This is a genomic window from Mucilaginibacter lappiensis (assembly GCF_050433765.1).
Taxonomy (GTDB): Bacteria; Bacteroidota; Bacteroidia; order Sphingobacteriales; family Sphingobacteriaceae; genus Mucilaginibacter; species Mucilaginibacter lappiensis_A.
Genome location: NZ_JBNPWP010000002.1, coordinates 164,259 through 187,400 on the forward strand (window position 1 = coordinate 164,259; position 23,142 = coordinate 187,400).

Below are 23,142 nucleotides of genomic sequence, written 5' to 3' on the forward strand. Positions count from 1 at the left end.
CTTTATTTTAACAATTGATAAATGCAGTAAATGAAGGCACATATAAAAAATTACTTATCTGTAACCAAAAAAGAATGGAACGGAATGGTAGTATTTATTATTTTAATTGCATTGGTTTTAGCAGCGCCTTACGTTTATCAAACGTCGCGCAAAGATAATATAATAAATTTTAATGAGTTTGATAAAGCTGTTGCCCTGTTAAGCCGGGGTAAAAATGTTAATCCGGGCAGTAATTCTTCGGCCGATGATGCAAAGCCCACTAATGCTGTGCTGTTCACCTTCAATCCCAATAATTTACCCGATGCCAGCTGGCAAAAACTGGGTTTGAGTGAGCACCAGATCAGGGTGATAAAAAATTATGAGGCTAAGGGCGGCAGGTTTTACTCAAAAGAAGATGTAAAAAAGATCTATTCCATAACAGATGCCGACTATCAGCGGTTGGAACCTTACATTAATATTCCTGGTAATACACATTATGCAAATAAAGCCGCGCCGGGCGAGATCATTGAAATAAACAGTGCCGACTCGGCAAAGCTAACGCGCATCAGGGGCATAGGGCCGTCATTTGCCATGCGTATCATGAGATACCGGGATCGTTTGGGCGGTTTTTACAGTAAAGAACAGCTAAAAGAAGTATTTGGTGTTGACGATACCAAGTATGCCGAAATAAAAAATGGCATAGCGGTAAATGGCAAACACATCACCAAAATAAACGTGAATACGGCCACCTTTAACCAGTTAAGGCGTTTCCCGTACATTAGCTTTAAGCAAATGAATGCTATTTTGGAGTACCACACTCAACATGGCGATTATGAATCAGTTGATGATATGAAAAATATAGCCATACTTGATGAAGGAATTTTGCGTAAAATTGAGCCATATTTAGTTTTCAAATGATAACCCAGCAAATAAAGAAAGCCATCCGCGATATTCCTGATTTTCCGAAGCCCGGAATTATTTTTAAAGATATTACCCCCATTTTAAAAGATCCTGTTTTATGCGATAACATTATCAATGCCTTTGTTGAACAATTGCAGGGTACCCGTATTGATGTAATTGCCGGTATTGAAAGCCGTGGTTTTTTATTCGGATTAACGCTGGCCACCAAATTAGGTGTTCCATTTGTACCTATACGCAAAGCAGGCAAATTGCCATTCACCATTAAACAAAAGGTTTATAAGCTGGAGTATGGTACGGCTGTTATTGAATGTCATACCGACGCCTTTGAACCCGGTCAGCATGTATTGATCCATGACGATCTGCTGGCTACCGGCGGTACTGTAACAGCCGCAAGCGAACTGATCAAAGAAATGGGATGTGAAATAGCTGGTTTCTCCTTTGTAGTAGAGCTTGGCTTTTTAAATGGCCGCGAGCGAATATTACCTATCAGCGATACCTTAGTAGTATTGGCAGAGTATTAGGAATAGGCTTTAATCTTTAAATGAAATAACAAACGTTGTCCCTTCATTTACTTTACTATCAATAGTTATATGGCCACCTAAACTGGTAACATGGTTATGAACCAGGTACAGGCCAATGCCTTTACTATCTGAATGCTGATGGAATTTTTGGTTAAGGCCAAATATTCTGTCCTTTACTTTGTCTATATCAAAACCCAAGCCTTCGTCCCTGAATATTAATTGATTGACGCCATTTACTTGTTTCGAATATATCGTGATAACAGGAGTGCAATCAGTTCTTGCGTATTTAATGGAATTGGTGATCAGGTTAAGCAATATGCTTTCCAAATAGGCTCTGTTAAATTTGATCTTTTTTACTTCAGAAAAATCAGCATTAATAATTGTTTTTGAGTTCAATATTAATGTACTTAATGATCGTTTTACTATCTGGAGGCAATCATTTAAATCAAGTTCTTCTATTTGAACACTTAACAGGTCCTTTTGACTCAAATCATCTACATATTTATTTAAGGTATCTTTCAAATTTTCTGTAGCCGATTTCAGCATGCCTATAAATTCAAGTGTTTCATCATCTTCAATTTTAGATACATCCAAAAGATTAAAAACTGATATTAAATTACTAACCGGCGATCTTAAATCATGTGAGGTTGTATAAGTTAACTGTTTAAGATCTCTGTTGATCTTTGTCAAATTGGCAAGCAGGTTATTTCTGTTTTCTTCAAGTTTTTTCTTGTGGGTGATGTTTTTCGCGATAGCAAACACCACTTGTTCGCTTTCAACAGGCATTGAGGTCCATGAAAGCCAAACTATCTCACCGTTTTTGGTAACATACCTGTTTTCGAAATTTAAAAGAGGGATATTTTTTAAAATGTTTTTACGATTCTTCGCGGTAACATCCTTGTCGTCTGGATGAATAAATGAACTAACCGGATTGGAGTACAATTCCTCATTAGTGTACCCCAATGTTTTAGAAACTATTGGGTTGATCTTTTTAAAATACCCATCGTACCCTGTTATGCATAACAGATCGGGTGAAAGATCAAAAAAGAGCTCCAGGTTGAAAGTTTCGGTTGTGCCCGGATTGTAGTTAACATTTGAATATTCATTCATTGATAATTGTTCTTTTTAATCCAGACAAACAATATAGTAAATAAAAAATTATCGTAACAAATAAATTTTTTACCAAAAAAATAATAAATTTTAATGTGTCAAATAGTTTGGGCTTTTATACTCTTTTTTTGTTAAAAAGCTCCCTCCATAGCTTATTGTTAACCAACTTAAAAATGACTCATTTAATGAAGATGATCGGGAGCTAAGAAACTACCTGTGAAATTGATTTTGCGTTTGACAATAGAAAGAAATAACCATTTTCCGCTCCTGATCTCTACAGAACATGAGCAAACTGAAATAATAAAAAATAAATTTTAAATGCATTTGGTCCAAATTATAATGTTTAAATTAACTAAACCTTATTATTATACCAGATACCAATTTGTACTTCTTTTTGCCCGCTATTTGGGTAAAACTAAGCTGGTAATTAATCCGTTACTTTGTAATAACCAATTAAAAAAACATGGATTCTTTATTAACAGATACGCCTGCAGGCTTCGATTTTTCGATGAATGATAACCAACGGATGGTAGGCCAGATGGCCAGAGATTTTGCCGAAAGAAACATCAGGCCACATGTGATGGAGTGGGACGAGGCACAGCATTTTCCAATTGAATTATTTAAACAACTGGGCCAGTTGGGCATGATGGGCGTAGTGGTGCCTGAACAATATGGCGGCTCGGGCTTTGGCTACACAGAATATGTAACCGTAATTTCTGAGATAGCAAAAGTATGCGGCTCAATAGGTTTATCCCTGGCAGCGCATAACTCATTATGTACCGGTCATATATTGGCCTTTGGCAACGAAGAACAAAAACAAAAATGGCTGCCCAAACTGGCCACGGCCGAATGGCTGGGTTCATGGGGCTTAACGGAAGCCAACACTGGGTCTGACGCGCTGGGTATGGGCACAACAGCAGTATTGGATGGCGATCATTATATAGTGAACGGTTCAAAAAACTGGATAACACATGGTAAATCAGGTGACGTAGCTGTGGTGATGGTACGTACTGGCCAAAAAGGAGATTCGCATGGCATATCGGCCCTGGTTATTGAAAAAGGTACACCAGGTTTTACACACGGTAAAAAAGAAAACAAGTTGGGTATGCGTGCTTCAGAAACCACCGAGCTGATATTTGATAATTGCCGTGTGCCTAAAGCAAATTTGCTGGGTAACGAGGGCGAAGGTTTTAAACAGGCAATGAAGGTATTGGATGGCGGCCGTATTTCTATAGCCGCGTTATCATTAGGGATAGCTAAAGGTGCATTTGAAGCGGCAGTAGCTTATTCAAAAGAACGCAAACAATTTGGGCAGGCTATCAGCAGTTTTCAGGGAATATCTTTTAAACTGGCCGATATGGCAACCGAAATAGAAGCCGCGGAATTACTGGTAATGCAAGCCGCTGATCTGAAAAACAGGCATTTGCCGGTAACTAAGCAAGCTGCAATGGCCAAGTATTTTGCATCAGAAGTGGCAGTGCGTACTGCTACAGAGGCGGTGCAGATATTTGGGGGGTATGGTTATACCAAAGATTTTCCGGTTGAAAAATATTACCGTGATGCGAAGTTGTGTACAATAGGTGAGGGGACGAGTGAGATACAAAAAATAGTGATTAGCAGGGAAGTGCTGAGGGGATAAATTAAAATAACGAACACTGAATTTTGGATATCGAATTTAGAAGTAAAAAATAATGATTACTGATGAAGAGTTGAATGAAATAGAACTAAGATGCAACGAAGCTCAAGATGGTCCGTGGAAAGCCTATATAGAAAACAGAGATCATGAAAGTGGCTCAGATTTTATAATGACAGAAGAGGGTGATAATAGAGGAGAAGCTATTGAAATGACGGGGGCAACTGTTGCAGATTATGACTTTATTGCAAATGCGAAGCAAGATATTCCAAGATTGATTAAGGAAATTCGTATGTTGAAAGCTAAAGAATCATGATAATCCCTTAATCCTATAAATCAAGGTTCAGACAAAATCAGCGAAATCATTCAATCACAAAAATCAACGGTCTGGCACGCATAAAATAACAGGGCTTTCTACCTGTTTTGACCTTATGCCAATATCTTATCGGTATTTTGGCAGGTATTTTTAAATGTCCGTTTGTCAGTAAGCTTGGTTTTGTCAGGCTTGCTGACAAATTGACAATTTTACATTCCTGATAATCAGTCTTTTAAAGAACGCTTTAATTAAGAGAATTCTTTTACAAAAAAATGTAAAACCAGCAGATATTTAATTGTTAGCACACCAAAATTAAAAACAGTTTTTTCTTTTTTTGATTTCAGCCGTTATGTTGATACATGGCAGGTTTATTCGCTATAACTACTTGTGTTTTTTTTATAATCAGGATTTATTGCTTTTAAATATCCGTTTTTTCTCACTTATGCCTTGAAAATCAGGGTGAAAATTTAATAACGACTCCTTTTTTTTAATATTTTTTTGATTTCAGTAAATTAAGATTTTGACGATTTTTTAGGCGAAAGCGATTTTTTTGCTGTGGCATGTTTTTAGCCGATATCTGCGCAGAAAGAATACAATTGTTCTTAAATCCTAAACCTGCATTGAAAGATCATGGTATGCCTGAAGGAATAATGATTGTTTTTCTGAGAGCTATTAAATTATATATTATTAATCAAAAAAATTAAAGTTATGTTAGTTGTATTAGAAGTTGTTGCTTTGTTAGCTGTAATTATTTTACCATTATTCCCTGCAAAAAAAGTTGCAAAATAATTTAGGTATTATTTCAATTTAAAACAAAATGGACACCCTTGGGTGTCCATTTTGTTTTAAAGCTAATTGTCATAGAATCGTTAGTTTTTTTTGACATAAGTTTCCTCAATCCCTCCAATTCATGACCACCTTATAATTCCTATAGGTTCTTTTTCTCCCCAAAAAATCCTGACCGGCCTCTTATTTATACCTGTGAATAACGTAAAGAGATACCTGTTTAATGGATGATTTCATAGGCTAAAAATAGATGTTTAACCATCAATTTTTAGGAGCTTAATTAATTGGTAGCTATATGGTTTAACTTAAAAAAAACAGGGAAAATACCTCGCGTATTTTCCCTGTCATAATTAACTAAATTAACTGTCTTATTATTAACTGACCCAAGGTCAGCGACAATTATAAAACGGAATAAAATTCTGTTTGGTGTGCGAAGTACCTAAAAAAAATCGTAATAGTTAATAAAACATAATGTAAAAGAAATATTACAAAACTTTATTTGTTTTTCGGTTGTATGCCGATTAGATTTGGCGGCTTAACTATTAACTAATTTCTTTTAGATGAAAAAAAGTTTACTACTTATTTTGTGCTCTTTCTTTTTAGCTGTATCACAGTTATTTGCGCAAAATCATACCGTAGTTGGTACGGTAACTGCTAAAGAAGATGGTTTGCCACTCCCTGGCGTAACCGTTAAATTAAAAGGGACAAATACAGGTACCCAAACCAATGCCGATGGTAAATACTCCTTAACCGCGCCTGCTAACGGAACGTTGGTATTTAGCTTCATAGGCTATAATACGCAGGATGCATTAATTGATGGCAAAAGTAACTTAAACGTTGTGATGCAGCCAGCTGCTCATGGCTTAAACGAGGTAATTGTTACCGCCTTAGGTATTTCGCGCCAGCAAAAATCATTGGGTTACGCGGCCCAGCAGGTTAAAGGCGATGACCTGACCGTTACCAAACAATCTGACTTAAATACAGCTCTGGCTGGTAAAATAGCCGGTGTACAGGTATTGGGTGGTTCGGGTGCAAAATTCGGTACTTCTACTATCCGTATCCGTGGGGTTAACTCATTATCAGGTGGTAACCCTATTTATGTGGTTAACGGTGTTATCACCGACCCTAATGCGGTAAACAACGATGATATTGAATCACTTACAGTTTTAAAAGGTCCTGCGGCAACTGCACTTTACGGCCAGCGCGCATCAGAGGGCGCTGTTGTTATCACACTTAAAAAAGGTACTGATAAAGGTGTTGGTGTTTCTTTTAACCAGTCAACTACTTTTGAAAAAGTTTATCAGCTGCCTGATTATCAGAACGAATATGGTGGTGGTACCAGTTTAAATTGGAATACCTATACCTATCAGCCAGGTGTGTCTCCGGCATCAAATGCAAACTTTAATGGTGTAAAATATTATAACTATGGCGTTGATGAAAGCTGGGGCCCTAAAATGGATGGCACTTTATACGCACCATGGTATTTCTGGGATCCAACAAACCCTGGCTATGGTAAATTAAAACCATTTGTTCCTCAGCCAAATAACGTGCGTGATTTTTATGACACAGGTGTAACCTTCAATACAAACGCCGCGTTTTCAAAAGCTGCCGATAACTATAACTTCAGGGTTTCATACACCAATATTGACCGTACAGGTATCACGCCAAACAGTGATCAAAAACGTAACAATGTGGGTTTAAACGGCGAACTTAAGTTAACCAAGAAATTAACAGTAAGCGCCAATGTTAACTTTTCGCAAATCAATTCAAACAATATTCCTCAGGAAGATTATGGAAAGCAAACAGCAGGTTCCTTTAGCCAGTGGTTCCACAGGGATATTGACATTGATCAGTTAAAAAATTACAGGAGAGCTGATGGTTCCTACACTTCATGGAATATTACCGGACCGGATGATCTGACCCCTCACTACTGGGATAACCCATATACTGAGGTTTATGTTAATACCAATCAATCTAACAGCAATCGTGTATTCGGTAACCTGACAGCTTCTTATAGCTTTACCAAAGACCTGACTTTGTCATTTATAGCTCGTGAAGACCTTTTAAACAGGGATGACAACTCGCAGGTTGGTTCAGGAACTTTAAACCCTGATTCATACTCTCAGAGCCAGTACATGTATAAAGAGAATGATTATGTAGGAAGTTTATCATACAATCACACTTTTAAAGATCTGTCTTTCAAAGCCGGTTTGTATGCAGAAACCCTGCAGGATCGCTATCGTTTTACCAGTGGTAATACTAATGGTGGTTTAGCTATTCCTGGCCTGTATACCCTGAGTAACTCTGTTGACCCGGCTACAGCATTTAGCTACAATGGTTTAAAACGAGTGAATAGCTACTACGGTTATACCTCATTTGGCTATAAGGATTTCTTATACCTTGATTTTAACTTGCGTAATGATAATTCTTCTACATTACCGGTACAAAATAATTCATACTGGTATGGCGGTCTTTCAGGTTCATTTGTTTTCACTGAATTAATGCCTAAAAATGACATACTTACTTTTGGTAAGTTAAGAGTTTCTGCTGCCAAAACAGGTTCAGATGCTCCTATCTACCAGATCTACCAGACATATACTACAAGCACAACTCCTTATGGTGGTTCGCCGGTGCAAACAGTACCTAATACCTTGTTTAACCCAAGCTTAAAACCATCCCTTTCTACTGCTTATGAAGTAGGTACCGAGTTGCATTTTATCAAAGACAGGATCAGGTTTGATTTTAACTATTATACCAGAAATACAAAAGATCAAATATTATCATTACCTGTTAATGGAACATCTGGTTATTCAACCGCGATAGTTAATGCCGGCGCTATTAAAAACAACGGTATTGAAATAAGTTTGGGTGGTACACCTGTAAAATCTCAGGATTTTACCTGGAATGCTGATTTCAACATTTCATTTAACCATAATAAGGTTATCTCGATCTATCCTGGTGTTAACACTTTACAAGTATCTCCTGACGGACTTGGGGGTTATGGCTTATCACAGGGTAACCAGGCTGTAGGTGCAAAAAGCTTTGGCTTTGTTGGGTCACCAAGCTTTAGCGTTAACGGCGTAGTTGGTCAGTCTTATGGCCAGTTAATAGGCTCAGGCTTTACCCGCGATAAAAGCGGTAATATAGTTGTTGATGCAACTGGTATGCCAATTATCAATAACACGGTTAATTTAGGCAGTATGCTGCCAAGCTATACCGGTGGTTTTACCAACTCGTTTAATTACAAAAATGTAATACTTGCTTTTTCCCTCGACTTTCAAAAAGGAGGCAAATTTGTTTCAATTACCGAACAAAATCTTAACGGATCTGGCTTAGGTATTGAAACCGTAGGTAACAATGCCAAAGGTAATCCAAAACGTAACCCGGTAGCACAAGGTGGTGGTACGCTGGTTCAGGGTGTGCACGAAGATGGTTCTGTTAATACAACCTATGTAGACACCCGTCAGCTTTACGAATCTGCTTACAGCCAGATTTGGGAGAAATACACTTTTGACGCTACTTATGTAAAATTAAGAGAAGTTAGCATTGGATATTCATTCCCTAAAAAGATGCTGGGCAGATTACCTTTCCAAACAGCTTATTTTGGTATAACTACCCAAAACCCCTGGATGATCTATTCAAAAGTTAAGGGTGTTGATCCATCACAACTGCAAACATCTTTTTATGAAGGTGGTCAGTTACCTAATACCAGAAACTTAGGGTTTAACATTAAGCTAACATTCTAATTGTCCAAAAGAAAAAATCATGAAAAAATCATATATAAGTAAGTATATAGTAGGGGCTGGTATTATAATATTATCCTCTTGTAAAGTAGGGGGGGATGTGAATGTAAGCCCTAATCAGTCGCCGAGCGCGGTTTCTGGTTTTATGCTCACCAGTGCATTACAGGCTATTGGTGGTATAAACGGTGCAGGAGCAACTACTAATATTAATTCATTTGCCGGCGAATTATATTCGCAATACCTGGCCGAAACCCAGTATACCAATGAATCATTATTCTCATTAAAGCAATACGATTATCAGGGTTATTATACCGGGCCTTTAACTGATCTGAAAACAGTAATTACAGTTAATACCGATCCTGTAAAGAAAAGTCAATCTATTGTTACCAGATTTGGTTCAAACAATAATCAGATTGCGGCTGCACGTATCCTTAGCGCTTTTGTATATCTAACCATGACCGACAGATGGGGGGATATACCATACACCCAGGCATTAAACGGCGCGGCTAATTTTTCACCAGCTTTTGATGCCCAAAAAGATGTATATGCAGCTTTGATGAAAGAGCTTGACGAGGCTCAGCAGCAATTTGATGACAAAGGTAATTTAGATGCAACTGCCGATATTTTGTTTGGTGGAGATAGTGGAAAGTGGAAACGCTGGGCCAATTCATTACACGCGATCATGGCATTAAGACTTTCTAAGGTTGATCCTACTACTGGTCGTGCGGAGTTTGCAAAAGCCGTTGCGGGTGGTTTGATGACCTCAAATGGTGATAATGCCACTTATAAATATCTGGCAGCGCAAACCAACGAGAATCCGTACTATAACAACTATCGTAATCGTTACGACTATGCGGTTAGTGGTTTAGTTGTTAATACGCTTCATAGTTTAAATGATCCGCGATTACCTGTTTATGCCGCGCCAACATCTTCAAATACTTACGTAGGCTTACCTTATGGCACCTATGCTGATGCATTGACTGCTTATTCAATAGGTACAAGGAGCAAACCAGGTAACATATCACAAATAGGTTTGGCTGTCTCAGATCAAAATTCTCCTTCGGTATGGACGTCTTACGCTCAGGTATTATTTACCCAGGCTGAAGCAGCCCATTTAGGCTGGATACCCGGTGGTGATAATGCTGCAGCCAGTTTTTATGATCAAGGTGTAAATGCATCTTTAACTCAAAACGGTGTTAGCGCTACTGATGCAGCCGCTTATACGGCACAGGCCACGATAAAATTCTCTGCGAGCACAGCTATGGAGCAAATCATGTTGCAAAAGTGGATTGCCGGTTTCTTAGGCAACGGATGGGAAACCTGGGCTGAATATCGCAGAACAGGATTACCTAAGCTCCTTGACCCGGTTCCGGGCTCACTAAGCCCTGGCCAGATGATCCCACGCAGGCAGCAATATCCTCAAACCGAGCTTGACCAGAATAAAGCTAATTACAATACAGTTATTGCCCGTCAGGGTCCAGACGCTTTGAATACCAGGGTTTACTGGGATAAAAAATAATTATACTATATAATATAGGTATAAAGCAAAGCCGCCCGATAAAGGTGGCTTTGCTTTTTTGTTACTCCATGTTTTGTGCGTTATTAAAACGGGTGATAGTAAATCTTATCACTTAAGTTTCTGAGCGAAAAGCCAGTCCCATAAACCCGGTGTAATACTAACCTGGTACCAAATATTATGCCCTTCATGTTGAAACTCCGTATATTTTGGATTGCCTCCAGCTTTTTTCATGGCCTTGATCATATCCCTTGAGCCGCTAACAGGAACGTTCTTGTCCTGGGCACCGTGGAATGCCCATACAGCTACATTAACAATTCTTGAGGCAAGTTTAGGGTCATCTCCTCCGCAAACAGGTATCGCGGCAGCAAACATATCCGGACGCGTACATATAAAATGCCACGAGCCATACCCGCCTCTTGATATACCGGTAACGTAACGTCTTTTTACATCAATTCCGGGCTCTGTATCCAATGCGCTAATGGCTTTATAAACCAATGTATCTACAGACGGATAATTGGGAATACCTCCCCAACCAGACCCGGACGGGCAATTCGGCACAAAAAGAAACGCCGGGTATTTTTTTCTGTTGATATCGGTTGACAATAGTTCAGCCGCCGCCGCACCTTCCATTTGCCTGATCTTATCGGTGCCGGGTTGGCCGCCGTAAGGAAGACTTACAACCAAAGGGTACTTCTTTTTCGGATCGAAATTTAATGGCTTTAGTAAATGATAAAATAGGGTATCGCCTTTGCTGTTTACAAAGGTACGGGCTTCAAATAATTGAGCCAGTTTCTTTGTGTTTTCAAAATTTTGCTTCCCCCAGTATATTGACGAATAGCCTTCAACGGTTACCATTCCTCCAATAATCAGTGTAATTACCAAAGCCAGTGCTTTCACAGTAACCAATGTATCTTTTAAAGATTCCTTAATGGGGCTGGCGTTTTCAGTGTTTAATAGCTTGATTTCACTTAAAAAATGCATAATAAACGGAATGAAGATTAAGCCGCCAGCCATTGAAGCCCATTGAACAATTTTTCCTGATACGCTATTGAATTGAACATCTTTAGATAACAGGGGCCAGGCAATAGCTGGTATTAAAACCAGACCGATGACTAACATATAGGCACCTGCTACCTTTAACCAAATTTTTTTCCCGCTACTGGAAAATATAAGGGTTAGAGCGTATATGATGCTGATACCTAAAAAAATAAGAACTGCAGGTATATAATAGTTTATATAATAGCTGCTTGATATTCTTGATATCAGCATTATAAAAAAGACAACAGCAGCACAAAGGCTTGCTATTGTGAATATTATCCCTGTATAGAAGGCAGACCAATACCCCCGGTAGTGATAATACTTCAGTAAGAATATGCTTCCTGTTATTGAAACTATGTGAGTCATCCAAAACCAGGCTATAAACGAATTCTGCATATAAAGTTGGACACCCAACAGCAATTGACCTATGCTTTGAAATATGCTGCAAGCAACAAGTAATCCTAAAAAAAAGATCCCAAAATGATAAAGACTTTTATTCATAGCTATTTTATTTACCGGTTTATTCCGCAAGAGAAGCCTTGAATGTAAATTGATGTGTAAATTTGATAAGGTTTTGCTTACTAATTTAAAGTAAAAATTTTGTTAAACCCTTTAAGTCTTCCCGAAGTTGGTACTGGACAACCTTTTCTTTTTTTGAATATTAGATTAATTACAAACCTGATCAACAAAAATTCCAAATCCTATTTGATTTTCAAATATTTGTGCTTACCTTTGACCCTCCTTGAAAGGAGGTATTTAGGAAATTATGATCATCATTAACGTAAAAGAAGGCGAATCATTAGATAAAGCATTGAAACGCTTCAAAAAGAAATTTGAGAAAACAGGTGTATTAAGAGAGCTTCGCAGTCGTCAGGCATTCGAAAAAAAATCTGTAACTCGTCGTCATGTTGTTAAACATGCCATCTACAAGCAAAATATGAATATAGAAACTGTTTAAATCTTGTAAAAGATTTTTTCAAATTTCTTAACATTATATTAAAACTATTTGTACATTCAATGTCTGGATGTTCAAATAGTTTTTATGTTTTTAGAGCGTTTTATCCAATACATTAAATTCGAAAAGCGATACTCTCCCCACACCGTATCTGCCTATGAATCAGACCTGGATCAGTTCATGCGCTTCCTTAATAACCCTGGTATGGCCAGCGCTGTTCCCGAACCGGTTATAACACATCCCAACCAAATAAGCTACCACGACATCCGTAACTGGATGGTTGAGTTAATAAGCCAGAAGCTTACAGCCCGTTCTGTAAACCGTAAAATGGCAACCCTGCGCAAGTATTTTAAGTTTTTATTGCAGGAGGGTTTAATTACCGAAAATCCGTCGTCCAAAATCCGTTCGCAAAAAATTCCCAAAAACCTGCCTGTTGTGGTTGAGAGTGCCCGCCTTACCCAAATGCTTGATGATAATGAAGTATTTACAGATGATTTTGCCGGCCGGCGCGATAAGCTGGTTGTTGAAATGCTGTTTGGGACCGGTATGCGCCTGGCAGAGCTGCTGGGCCTTAAGGATCAGGATATTAATGATTATGAAGGCACCCTGAAGGTTTTAGGAAAACGCAACAAGGAGCGTATAATCCCTATAAATACGGAGCTGCGCATATTACTGGGTGATTACATAGAATTAAAGAAAAATCAAAATTTTCATAACAATTCGCAAGCATTAATCGTTACAACTAAAGGAGCCGATGCTTACCCAAGATTAATATATTTAATAGTGCAGAAATACCTCTCCAACATATCAACCCAAAATAAAAGAAGCCCTCACGTGCTGAGGCATACGTTTGCAACAAGCTTGTTAAACAATGGGGCCGATTTAAATTCGATCAAAGAACTTTTGGGCCACGCCAACTTAAGTGCCACCCAAATTTATACACACAATTCAGTTGAAAGATTAAAGTCTATTTACAAACAAGCCCATCCAAAGGCGTAATTTAAGGAGGAAACATGAAAATTACAGTGCAATCAATTCATTTTACCGCAGACAGGAAATTATTAGATTTTATTCAAAAAAAGGCTGATAAGCTCGATACTTTTTATGACCAGATAATTAGTGGCGAGGTTTACTTAAAGCTTGAGAATGTGGAACATGAGGCAAACAAGATAACGGAAATAAAATTGTTACTGCCCGGAAATCAGATTTTTGCGAAGGAGCAGTGCAAAACTTTTGAAGAAGCAACTGATTTAACGATTGAAAGCTTGCGTAAGCAGATCGAAAAGCATAAACAAAAGAAAACTATTGCTGATGCCGCAGCCAAAAAGGCTGTATTGATAATGGCAGAAGAAGGTTTATAAGCATAAAAAAGGCCTTTTTTAGGTAAAAATCGACGGGTTTAAAGCCCGTCGATTTTTTTTGATAAAAAATTTTGTACAGGTTTAATTTTTTGTAGATTTGCAATCCCTTTCAGAGAGGTGCTGACCGCAGCAAATTTTTGTGAAGATTGTTCTTTAAAATATAAAAAAGCTTATTAGTTTTGCCGCTCTAATTTTTGAAACATATAAAGGTTCAAAAATTGAGAAAAGCAAAATAAATATAAGCCTCCTTAGCTCAGCTGGTAGAGCGACTGACTTGTAATCAGTAGGTCATTGGTTCGATCCCGATAGGAGGCTCTGTTTTTTTCGGATTATGGTGTTTAGCTTCAACTTTGAACATCGGAAATCCGAAATTAACAACTGGGGGGATACCAGAGCGGTCAAATGGGACGGACTGTAAATCCGTTGCTTCGGCTACGAAGGTTCGAATCCTTCTCCCCCCACTGGGAAATCCAGGATACTAAATTCTAAATTCTAAAATTTGTTTTAGAGTTTAGAGTTTAGTTTTTGGAATTTAAAAAAAGCGGAAGTAGCTCAGTTGGTAGAGCGATAGCCTTCCAAGCTATAGGTCGCGAGTTCGAACCTCGTCTTCCGCTCAAAAGGAATATCGGATTTCGAAATTTCGATTTCGGATTTGAGAAATTGGATTACGAGTGTTTGCTTTCAATAAATCAGAAATCAAACATCCGAAACCCGAAATCAAAAAATAAGCCGACGTAGCTCAGGGGTAGAGCACTTCCTTGGTAAGGAAGAGGTCATGGGTTCAAATCCCATTGTTGGCTCAATAGAATAAAAGAATAAAACAGAATACATTTTTAAGTATAAAATTAACCTACAAATAATTAAATATAATCATGGCAAAAGAAAAGTTTGACCGCAGTAAACCGCACTTAAACATCGGTACAATCGGTCACGTTGACCACGGTAAAACAACCCTTACCGCAGCTATTACTAAAGTATTGGCTGATAAAGGTTTCTCAGAAGCTCGTTCATTCGATTCAATCGACTCTGCTCCTGAAGAAAAAGAGCGTGGTATTACTATTAATACAGCTCACGTTGAGTATTCAACTGCTAACCGTCACTATGCACACGTTGACTGTCCAGGTCACGCGGATTATGTGAAAAACATGGTTACAGGTGCTGCTCAAATGGACGGTGCTATCATCGTTGTTGCTGCTACTGACGGTCCGATGCCTCAAACTCGTGAGCACATTTTGTTAGCCCGCCAGGTAGGTGTGCCTTCATTAGTTGTGTTCATGAACAAAGTTGACATGGTTGATGATCCAGAATTATTAGAGTTAGTTGAAATGGAAATCCGTGAATTATTATCATTCTACGAATATCCTGGAGACGATATCGCTGTAATTCAAGGTTCTGCCCTTGGTGGTTTGAACAACGATCCAAAATGGGTTGAAAAAATTATGGAGCTTATGGATGCTGTAGATACTCAGATCCCTATCCCTCCGCGTTTAACTGATCTTCCTTTCTTAATGCCTGTTGAAGACGTATTCTCAATCACTGGTCGTGGTACTGTTGCTACCGGTCGTATTGAGCGTGGTGTAATCAACTCAGGTGAGCAAGTTGACATCCTGGGAATGGGTGCTGAAAACTTGAAATCAACTGTAACTGGTGTTGAGATGTTCCGTAAGATCCTTGACAGAGGTGAAGCTGGTGACAACGTAGGTTTATTGTTACGTGGTATTGAAAAAACTGATATCCGTCGTGGTATGGTTATTTGCAAACCAGGTTCAGTAACTCCACACACTGACTTCAAAGCTGAAGTTTACGTATTATCAAAAGCAGAAGGTGGCCGTCATACTCCATTCTTCAACAAATACCGCCCGCAATTCTATTTCCGTACAACTGACGTAACTGGTGAAATTTCATTAGCCGAAGGTGTAGAAATGGTTATGCCAGGTGATAACGTTACCATCACTGTAAAATTGATCAACGCTATCGCTATGGAAAAAGGCTTACGTTTCGCTATCCGTGAAGGTGGCAGAACAGTAGGTGCTGGCCAGGTAACTGAAATTTTGAAATAAAATTTCAAAAAGGTTAATTGGAAACATAAGTTTGACTGTAAAAAGCAAACTTATGTTTTCTTATTATAAATATACACGGGAATAGTTCAACGGTAGAATAGAGGTCTCCAAAACCTTTGATCAGGGTTCGAATCCTTGTTCCCGTGCATAAGCAAGCAATAAAAATGGCTAACGTAAGCGAATATATTAAAGAATCATACATCGAGTTAACTCAAAAAGTAACTTGGCCAACCTGGCGCGAATTGCAAAGCAGTGCTGTATTGGTACTTGTTGCCGCAATTATTATAGCGATGGTTATTTTAGGTATGGACCAAATTATAGCTTATTTGCTTAAAATATTTTATAGTTCACTAACATAATACTGAAGATAGAGATGAGTGATCAATTGAAATGGTATGTAGTGAGGGCCATCAGTGGTAAAGAAAAGAAGGTAAAACAATACATAGATGCCGAAATTAGTCGTTTGGGCATTACGCATTTAGTACCACAGGTATTAATACCTACAGAAAAGTACTACCAGATGCGCGATGGGAAAAAGATAGCTAAAGAGCGTAACTATTTCCCGGGTTATGTGTTAATGGAAGCCGTACTTGATGGCGAAACTGAGCACATTATAAAAAATATAAATAGTGTGATAGGATTTTTAGGCGATAAAGCCGGAAATGCTATTCCATTACGCCAGGCCGAAGTGAACCGTATTTTAGGTAAGGTTGATGAAATGAGCGCGCAGGGCGAAACAATGAACGTACCTTATTATATAGGCGAGAACGTGAAAGTAATGGATGGTCCATTCAACGGCTTTAGCGGTGTAATAGAAGAGGTAAACGAAGAGAAAAAGAAATTAAAAGTAATGGTAAAGATATTTGGGCGTCGTACGCCGCTTGAATTGAATTACATGCAGGTAGAGAAAGAATAGTTTTCAAAATTTCGGATGTCGGATTTTCGATTTCGGAATTGTTGAATTTAAAATATAAGATAGAAGAGCAAGGGGATAAATTCGAAATGGAAAATCCCAAATCCGAAATCAAAACAATCTTAAATGTTACTTAGCTTCCACTTACTAACATTGAGTTATAATTAAAGTAAATTAAAATGGCAAAAGAAATCGGTGCGATGGTAAAGCTGCAGGTAAAAGGCGGCGCTGCAAACCCATCACCGCCAATTGGACCTGCATTAGGTGCAAAAGGGGTGAACATAATGGAGTTTTGCAAGCAGTTTAATGCACGTACCCAGGATAAACCTGGTAAAGTGTTGCCTGTTTTGATTACTGTTTACGTTGATAAATCTTTCGATTTTATCATTAAAACCCCTCCGGTTGCAATCCAGTTATTGGAAGCAACAGGTTTAAAAAGTGGTTCAGCAGAGCCCAACCGTAAAAAAGTTGCTAATGTAAATTGGGAACAGGTTGAAACTATTGCTAAAGATAAAATGGTGGATCTTAACGCATTCACAGTTGAATCAGCCATGAAAATGGTGGCAGGTACTGCCCGTAGTATGGGAATAACCGTATCAGGTACGGCTCCCTGGAATTAATTAATTTATATTAAAATCAGTTTAAGACAGTGGCTAGATTAACAAAAAATCAGAAAGTGGCACTCTCCAAAATTGAGGCAAACAAATCGTATTCATTAGAAGCTGCGTCAGCTTTAGTAAAGGAATTAACCCTTACCAAGTTTGACTCATCTGTTGATATAGACGTTCGTTTAGGTGTTGACCCGCGTAAAGCCAATCAAATGGTGCGTGGTATTGCAACATTACCTCATGGAACCGGTAAAACTGTACGTGTACTGGTGCTTTGTACTCCTGATAAGGAACAAGAAGCAAAAGACGCAGGTGCGGATTACGTAGGTTTGGATGATTATATTGCCAAGATTGAAGGCGGATGGACTGATGTTGATATTATCATCACTATGCCAAGTGTTATGGCTAAGGTAGGTCGTTTAGGTCGTATATTGGGCCCACGTAACCTTATGCCAAACCCTAAATCAGGAACAGTAACTCCAGAAGTTGGAAAAGCTGTAACTGAGGTAAAAGGTGGTAAAATCGACTTCAAGGTTGATAAAACAGGTATCATCCATACCTCAATAGGAAAAGCATCTTTCCCTGCAGATAAAATTTATGAGAATGCATTAGAAGTATTGCAAACTATCTCAAAATTAAAACCATCTGCAGCAAAAGGAACATATTTCAAGAGTATTCATATCTCTTCAACCATGTCGCCTGGAATTGCAATTGAAACTAAAACAGTAGCGGGGATTTAATCATGAATAAAGAAGAAAAACACGACCTTGTTCTTGCCCTTACTGAACAGATGAAAGAATACGGTAATTTTTATATTACTGATACTTCTGATCTATCGGTTGCAAAGATCAATAACATCCGTCGTAAATGTTTCGAAAGCGACATTACGATGAAGGTAGCGAAAAATAGCTTGATTAAAAAAGCTATGGAAGCTGCGGGCGGTGATTACACTCCAATATATGATGTATTAAAAGGTTCATCATCCATCCTTTTCTCAAAATCAGCAACTGCTCCGGCAAAACTGATCAAACAATTAAGGAAACAAGGTGACAAACCAGTTTTAAAAGCAGCATACATTGATTCAGCGATATTTATCGGTGATAATCAGATCGATACTTTGATCAAACTAAAATCAAAGGAACAACTGATTGGAGAGATAATTGGATTACTGCAATCACCTGCAAAAAACGTTATTTCTGCACTGCAATCAGGCGGAACTATCATCGCAGGTGTTGTGAAAACATTACAGGAAAGAGGTTAACGAACACCTTATTAAAGTTCGATATTAAAAAACAAAAAGCATTAAAAGTAAAATTTAAATAAAATGGCGGATTTAAAAGCGTTTGCTGAACAGTTGGTAAACTTAACAGTAAAAGAAGTAAACGAATTAGCTCAGATCTTAAAAGATGAGTATGGTATTGAGCCTGCTGCTGCAGCTGTTGCTGTTGCTGCTGCTCCTGCTGGTGGCGATGATGCCCCTGCTGCTGCTGCAGAACAAACAGCATTTGACGTTATCCTGAAAGAAGCAGGTGGCGCTAAATTAGCAGTTGTTAAATTAGTTAAAGACTTAACCGGTCTTGGTTTGAAAGAAGCTAAAGACTTAGTTGATGGTGCACCTAAAGAAGTAAAAACTGGTGTTACTAAAGAAGAAGCCGAATCTCTGAAAAAACAATTAGAAGAAGCCGGAGCAGTAGTTGAGGTTAAATAATTTAACCTACTAAAATATAGCATGAGACTCCGACCTATTTTGGTCGGGGTCTATTGCTGTTTATATTACCCCCATTTTTGTTTGAAGTTCAGGAAAAACTTTAATCAAACAAGTATAAGTTTATTAATAAACTAAAATTATAATACCTTGGCAAACAAAAATAATCAAAGAGTAAACTTTGCAACCAGTAGAAAGGTACTTGATTACCCTGATTTTCTGGATGTTCAGTTGCAATCTTTCCAGGAATTTTTTCAATTGGAAACCACCTCAGACAACCGTTATAAAGAAGGTTTGTTTAAAGTGTTTGCCGAAAATTTTCCTATATCAGATTCAAGAAACATCTTTGTTTTAGAGTTTCTTGACTACTTTATTGATCCGCCACGTTATGATATACAAGAGTGTATTGAGCGCGGATTAACTTACAGTGTACCTTTAAAAGCCAAGCTTCGCCTGTCATGTAATGATGAGGAGCACGAAGATTTTGAAACAATTGTACAGGACGTGTACCTGGGAACTATCCCTTACATGACCCCTAAAGGTACTTTTGTTATTAACGGTGCCGAGCGTGTAATTGTATCGCAGTTACACCGTTCACCAGGTGTGTTCTTTGGTCAAAGCCGCCACACCAACGGTACAAAATTATATTCGGCCCGTGTTATACCTTTCAAAGGTTCATGGATTGAGTTTGCAACTGACGTTAACAACGTGATGTATGCTTACATTGACCGTAAAAAGAAATTCCCGGTTACTACACTGCTTCGTGCCATTGGTTATGACTCTGATAAAGATATATTAGAGTTGTTTGAACTGGCCGACGAAGTAAAAGTAAGCAAATCAGGCTTGAAGAAATTCATAGGCCGTAAGCTTGCTGCAAGGGTGCTCAAAAAATGGGTTGAAGATTTTGTGGATGAAGATACAGGTGAAGTTGTTTCTATCGACCGTAATGAGATCATTCTTGAGCGTGAAACCGTACTGGAAGATGACCATATTGATATGATCATTGATGCTGGTGTTAAAACTATCATTCTTAACAAAGAAGATGCTTCAACCAGTGGTGATTATACTATTATATATAATACCTTACAAAAAGATACTTCCAACTCAGAGAAAGAAGCGGTTGAGCATATCTACCGTCAATTACGTAACGCTGAACCACCTGATGAAGAAACAGCTCGTGGTATCATTGATCGTTTGTTCTTCTCTGATAAAAGATATGACCTGGGCGATGTGGGCCGTTACCGCATCAACCGTAAGTTGAAATTGAATACCTCTGATGAAACAAAGGTATTAACCAAGCAGGATATCATTGCCATTGTTAAGTACCTGATCAAACTGATCAACTCTAAAGCTGAGGTGGATGATATTGATCACTTGTCAAACCGTCGTGTTCGTACAGTGGGTGAGCAGTTATATGCTCAGTTTGGTGTTGGTTTGGCTCGTATGGCACGTACTATACGTGAGCGTATGAACATCCGTGACAACGAGGTGTTTACCCCAACCGACTTGATCAACGCGCGTACATTATCATCTGTGATCAACTCGTTCTTCGGAACAAACCAGTTGTCACAGTTCATGGACCAAACCAATCCACTGGCAGAGATCACGCACAAGCGTCGTCTGTCAGCCTTAGGGCCCGGTGGTCTGTCGCGTGAGCGTGCAGGTTTCGAGGTTCGTGACGTACATTACACTCACTACGGTAGGTTGTGTACTATTGAAACTCCTGAGGGACCAAACATTGGTTTGATTTCATCACTTTGCGTACACGCCAAGATCAACAACTTAGGCTTTATCGAAACGCCGTACAAACGTGTGGTTGAAGGTAAAGTACAGGTTCAGGAGCCGGTTATTTACCTGTCTGCAGAAGATGAAGACGGTAAAACTATTGGCCAGGCCAACGCGCATTATGATGATAACGGTGTATTTGCTCTTCCACGTGTAAAAGCACGTTTTGAGGGTGACTTCCCGATCATTGAGCCTGAAAGACTTGATTTGATGGATATTGCTCCAAACCAGATCACCTCGATCGCAGCTTCATTAATTCCGTTCCTGGAACATGATGATGCTAACCGTGCATTGATGGGATCAAACATGCAACGCCAGGCTGTACCTTTGTTACGCCCTGAAGCGCCAATTGTTGGAACCGGACTGGAAGGCCGTGTTGCAAAAGATTCACGTACACTGATCAATGCAGAAGGCGATGGTGTGGTTGAATATGTTGATGCAAACGAGATCCGTATTAAATATGACCGTAACGAACTTGACCGCCTGATATCATTTGATGGCGATTCAAAAAGCTACCGTTTAACTAAGTTCAAGAAAACCAACCAAAGTACCACCATGAACCTTAAGCCAATTGTTAGAAAAGGCCAAAGGGTATCAAAAGGCGAAGTGCTTTGTGAAGGTTATGCCACACAGGCTGGTGAACTTGCATTAGGCCGTAACCTTAAAGTGGCATTCATGCCTTGGCAAGGTTACAACTTTGAGGATGCGATTGTAATATCTGAGCGTGTAGTATCACAGGATATTTTCACTTCTCTTCACGTTGAAGAGTTTGAACTGGAAGTACGTGATACCAAACGTGGTGAAGAGGAATTGACACCAGATATCCCTAACGTATCAGAAGAAGCTACCAAAGACCTTGACGAAGACGGAATTATCCGTGTTGGTGCCGAGGTTAAGGAAGGCGATATCCTGATAGGTAAGATCACTCCAAAAGGTGAGTCTGATCCTTCACCGGAAGAAAAACTGTTACGTGCCATATTTGGTGATAAAGCAGGTGATGTTAAAGATGCATCCCTGAAAACTCCGCCATCAATTGCTGGTGTGGTTATTGATACTAAGTTATTTAGCCGTGCTAAGAAAACTTCAAAAGCTGAGGAAAAAGCACAGTTAGAGAAACTTGATAACAAACATGATAAAGCAGTAAAAGATCTTAAAAATACTTTGATCGAAAAGTTATTTGAGATCGTAAACGGTAAAACATCACAAGGTGTTTACAACGTTTACAAAGAGCTTCATGTACCAAAAGGTGTAAAATTCACTCAGAAAATATTAGTTGAGCTTAATTATGAAAATATTAACCCAACTAAATGGACAACTGATGATGATAAGAACGATCAGATAAAAACCTTACTTCATAATTACAACATTAAAGTTAATGAGGAACTGGGTGCTTATCGTCGTGATAAATTTGCTATCAGTGTGGGTGATGAGCTGCCATCAGGTATAGTTCAAATGGCTAAAGTTTACATCGCTAAAAAGCGTAAGCTTAAAGTGGGTGACAAAATGGCCGGTCGTCACGGTAATAAAGGTATTGTTGCACGTATTGTACGTGACGAAGACATGCCTTTCCTTGAAGACGGAACACCGGTTGATATTGTGTTGAACCCGCTGGGTGTACCTTCACGTATGAACTTAGGGCAGATCTATGAAACCGTATTAGGTTGGGCAGGTAAAGAGCTTGGTATTAAATTTGCAACTCCGATTTTTGATGGTGCAAGCCATGAAGAAGTGGAAGAGTGGGTTAAAAAGGCAAACTTACCAGAATCAGGCCGTACCTATTTATACAATGGCTTAACAGGTGATCGTTTTGACCAACAAACTACAGTAGGTATCATATACATGCTGAAACTGGGTCACATGGTTGATGATAAGATGCACGCGCGTTCAATAGGGCCATACTCATTAATTACACAACAGCCATTGGGTGGTAAAGCCCAGTTTGGTGGTCAGCGTTTTGGTGAGATGGAGGTTTGGGCACTCGAAGCATTCGGTGCATCAAACATACTGCAGGAAATATTAACCGTTAAATCGGATGATGTTATCGGCCGTGCTAAAACTTACGAGGCTATTGTTAAAGGTGAAAACCTGCCAACACCATCAGTTCCTGAATCATTCAACGTATTGGTTCATGAATTAAGAGGTTTAGGTTTAGATATCACATTGGAATAAGGTTAAAGCTTAAAGGTTAA

At 38.8% G+C, this 23,142-nt stretch carries 19 protein-coding genes and 5 tRNA genes; 22 read left to right on the plus strand and 2 right to left on the minus strand.

Annotated features, from left to right (window positions below; all coding sequences use genetic code 11):
* Positions 1–30 precede the first annotated feature (30 nt).
* Both M2273_RS06150 and M2273_RS06155 read left to right on the plus strand, forming a co-directional pair.
* On the plus strand, positions 31–897 hold the full coding sequence (locus tag M2273_RS06150) for a helix-hairpin-helix domain-containing protein (RefSeq protein WP_429394318.1): 867 nt from the start codon (positions 31–33) through the stop codon (positions 895–897).
* Entirely contained in the window at positions 894–1,421 is a 528-nt protein-coding gene (locus M2273_RS06155; protein ID WP_429394321.1) for an adenine phosphoribosyltransferase, read from the plus strand. The genes M2273_RS06150 and M2273_RS06155 overlap by 4 nt, the downstream gene beginning before the upstream one ends.
* A gap of 9 nt (positions 1,422–1,430) precedes the next feature.
* Here M2273_RS06155 and M2273_RS06160 read toward each other — a convergent pair whose 3' ends face one another.
* On the minus strand, positions 1,431–2,531 hold the full coding sequence (locus tag M2273_RS06160) for a PAS domain-containing sensor histidine kinase (RefSeq protein WP_429394324.1): 1,101 nt from the start codon (positions 2,529–2,531) through the stop codon (positions 1,431–1,433).
* 463 nt (positions 2,532–2,994) lie between these two features.
* Between M2273_RS06160 and M2273_RS06165 the strand changes: the two genes are divergently transcribed.
* The 4 genes from M2273_RS06165 (at position 2,995) to M2273_RS06180 (ending at position 10,528) form a co-directional block, all read left to right on the plus strand.
* Positions 2,995–4,170 (plus strand): acyl-CoA dehydrogenase, encoded by a 1,176-nt coding sequence (locus M2273_RS06165; RefSeq protein ID WP_429394327.1) that lies wholly within the window; start codon positions 2,995–2,997, stop codon positions 4,168–4,170.
* A gap of 52 nt (positions 4,171–4,222) precedes the next feature.
* Positions 4,223–4,480: a hypothetical protein gene (locus tag M2273_RS06170; protein ID WP_429394330.1), complete on the plus strand. Its 258-nt coding sequence runs from the start codon at positions 4,223–4,225 to the stop codon at positions 4,478–4,480.
* A gap of 1,346 nt (positions 4,481–5,826) precedes the next feature.
* Positions 5,827–9,012 (plus strand): SusC/RagA family TonB-linked outer membrane protein, encoded by a 3,186-nt coding sequence (locus M2273_RS06175; RefSeq protein ID WP_429394332.1) that lies wholly within the window; start codon positions 5,827–5,829, stop codon positions 9,010–9,012.
* Between the two features lie 19 nt (positions 9,013–9,031).
* Positions 9,032–10,528 (plus strand): SusD/RagB family nutrient-binding outer membrane lipoprotein, encoded by a 1,497-nt coding sequence (locus M2273_RS06180; RefSeq protein ID WP_429394334.1) that lies wholly within the window; start codon positions 9,032–9,034, stop codon positions 10,526–10,528.
* A 108-nt stretch (positions 10,529–10,636) separates the two neighbouring features.
* On the opposite strand, the gene M2273_RS06185 is transcribed toward M2273_RS06180, so the two are convergent.
* The gene (locus M2273_RS06185) at positions 10,637–11,647 is read right to left on the minus strand and encodes a dienelactone hydrolase family protein (protein WP_429394337.1); all 1,011 of its coding nucleotides are present in this window, start codon (positions 11,645–11,647) and stop codon (positions 10,637–10,639) included.
* Between the two features lie 685 nt (positions 11,648–12,332).
* Here M2273_RS06185 and rpsU point away from each other — a divergent pair.
* The 16 genes from rpsU to rpoB all read left to right on the plus strand — a co-directional run bounded on the left by rpsU (position 12,333) and on the right by rpoB (position 23,122).
* Positions 12,333–12,524 (plus strand): 30S ribosomal protein S21, encoded by a 192-nt coding sequence (gene rpsU / locus M2273_RS06190; protein ID WP_343114695.1) that lies wholly within the window; start codon positions 12,333–12,335, stop codon positions 12,522–12,524.
* An 84-nt stretch (positions 12,525–12,608) separates the two neighbouring features.
* On the plus strand, positions 12,609–13,520 hold the full coding sequence (locus tag M2273_RS06195; RefSeq protein WP_429394340.1) for a tyrosine-type recombinase/integrase: 912 nt from the start codon (positions 12,609–12,611) through the stop codon (positions 13,518–13,520).
* Between the two features lie 14 nt (positions 13,521–13,534).
* Positions 13,535–13,882 carry an HPF/RaiA family ribosome-associated protein gene (locus M2273_RS06200; protein ID WP_429394343.1) on the plus strand — a complete coding sequence of 116 codons (348 nt, stop codon included), beginning with the start codon at positions 13,535–13,537 and terminating at the stop codon, positions 13,880–13,882.
* A gap of 242 nt (positions 13,883–14,124) precedes the next feature.
* Positions 14,125–14,197, plus strand: a tRNA-Thr gene (locus tag M2273_RS06205).
* Positions 14,198–14,262: 65 nt separating this feature from the next.
* Positions 14,263–14,343 (plus strand) — tRNA-Tyr (locus tag M2273_RS06210).
* 80 nt (positions 14,344–14,423) lie between these two features.
* Positions 14,424–14,496, plus strand: a tRNA-Gly gene (locus tag M2273_RS06215).
* Positions 14,497–14,610: 114 nt separating this feature from the next.
* Positions 14,611–14,682: transfer RNA gene (locus M2273_RS06220), tRNA-Thr, on the plus strand.
* Positions 14,683–14,754: 72 nt separating this feature from the next.
* The gene (gene tuf / locus M2273_RS06225; RefSeq protein WP_429394345.1) at positions 14,755–15,942 is read left to right on the plus strand and encodes an elongation factor Tu; all 1,188 of its coding nucleotides are present in this window, start codon (positions 14,755–14,757) and stop codon (positions 15,940–15,942) included.
* 75 nt (positions 15,943–16,017) lie between these two features.
* Positions 16,018–16,088, plus strand: a tRNA-Trp gene (locus tag M2273_RS06230).
* 18 nt (positions 16,089–16,106) lie between these two features.
* The gene (secE, locus tag M2273_RS06235; RefSeq protein WP_183568302.1) at positions 16,107–16,301 is read left to right on the plus strand and encodes a preprotein translocase subunit SecE; all 195 of its coding nucleotides are present in this window, start codon (positions 16,107–16,109) and stop codon (positions 16,299–16,301) included.
* Positions 16,302–16,315: 14 nt separating this feature from the next.
* On the plus strand, positions 16,316–16,858 hold the full coding sequence (gene nusG, locus M2273_RS06240) for a transcription termination/antitermination protein NusG (protein ID WP_076374894.1): 543 nt from the start codon (positions 16,316–16,318) through the stop codon (positions 16,856–16,858).
* Between the two features lie 176 nt (positions 16,859–17,034).
* Entirely contained in the window at positions 17,035–17,475 is a 441-nt protein-coding gene (gene rplK, locus M2273_RS06245) for a 50S ribosomal protein L11 (protein ID WP_076374896.1), read from the plus strand.
* A 29-nt stretch (positions 17,476–17,504) separates the two neighbouring features.
* Positions 17,505–18,203, plus strand: a complete 699-nt coding sequence (rplA, locus tag M2273_RS06250) for a 50S ribosomal protein L1 (RefSeq protein ID WP_429394349.1) — start codon at positions 17,505–17,507, stop codon at positions 18,201–18,203.
* A gap of 2 nt (positions 18,204–18,205) precedes the next feature.
* Complete coding sequence (gene rplJ, locus M2273_RS06255; RefSeq protein ID WP_429394352.1) at positions 18,206–18,724, plus strand: 50S ribosomal protein L10; 519 nt, start codon at positions 18,206–18,208, stop codon at positions 18,722–18,724.
* Between the two features lie 63 nt (positions 18,725–18,787).
* Positions 18,788–19,171, plus strand: a complete 384-nt coding sequence (gene rplL, locus M2273_RS06260) for a 50S ribosomal protein L7/L12 (protein WP_094570061.1) — start codon at positions 18,788–18,790, stop codon at positions 19,169–19,171.
* Positions 19,172–19,318: 147 nt separating this feature from the next.
* On the plus strand, positions 19,319–23,122 hold the full coding sequence (gene rpoB, locus M2273_RS06265; protein WP_429394356.1) for a DNA-directed RNA polymerase subunit beta: 3,804 nt from the start codon (positions 19,319–19,321) through the stop codon (positions 23,120–23,122).
* Positions 23,123–23,142 lie beyond the last annotated feature (20 nt).